This window comes from Streptomyces sp. DH12 (assembly GCF_020873895.1).
Classification (GTDB): Bacteria; Actinomycetota; Actinomycetes; order Streptomycetales; family Streptomycetaceae; genus Streptomyces.
Window position 1 is genome coordinate 1 of the sequence record NZ_JAHWGT010000454.1, and the last position, 609, is coordinate 609.

Here is a 609-nt window from a genome sequence, read left to right on the forward strand (position 1 = left end):
TGGCCGGAGCGGGAGGCCGCGGGCGGGGAGGACGCGGGCTTCGCCAAGCAGCTCGGCGACATGCGGAAGATCGTGTTCTCGCGCAGCCCTCTCGACTTCGGGTGGCGCAACTCCGAGCAGGCGCAGGGCGACGTGGCCGAGGTGGCCGCCGCGCTGAAGCGGGAGCCGGGCGGCGACATCGGGCTGAGCGGCTCGATCTCGGTCATCCGGCAACTCCTCGCCGCCGGGCTGCTGGACGAGCTGCAGCTTCTTGTGCACCCGATCGCCGTGCGCAAGGGCATGCGCCTCTTCGACGAGGGGGAGTCCTCGATCCCGCTGAAGCTGCTGAAGTCGGAGACGTTCGGCACGGGAGTGCTGAACCTGGTGTACGGGCCGGACACGGCCCCGCCGACGGGCGGGTACGAGGAGGCGGTGGCGTCGCTCGGGGAGTAGGCGAGCCGCGCTGAGGGCGTGCCGTCCGCCTCTCCAGCGGACCGCACGCCCTCAAGTCCGCTCGGTGCTCCGACGCGAACCGTACGGACCGCCCTCAGCCTTCGCGGCCGACGGCGAAGGCCGGGCGGGTCACGTCCTTGGAGTCCCGTACGTGGACGGCCTGTTCGGCGATCGCGA

General features: G+C 72.1%; 1 protein-coding gene and 1 pseudogene. One reads left to right on the plus strand and one right to left on the minus strand.

Features of this window, described 5'->3' with window-relative positions; all coding sequences use genetic code 11:
- Positions 1 to 432, plus strand: a 432-nt coding sequence (locus tag LPA54_RS35125; RefSeq protein ID WP_228984657.1) for a dihydrofolate reductase family protein, incomplete at its 5' end; no start/stop codon positions are given.
- A gap of 94 nt (positions 433 to 526) precedes the next feature.
- Here the strand turns inward: LPA54_RS35125 and LPA54_RS35130 are convergent.
- Positions 527 to 609: pseudogene (locus LPA54_RS35130) on the minus strand (DUF397 domain-containing protein); the annotation flags it as partial.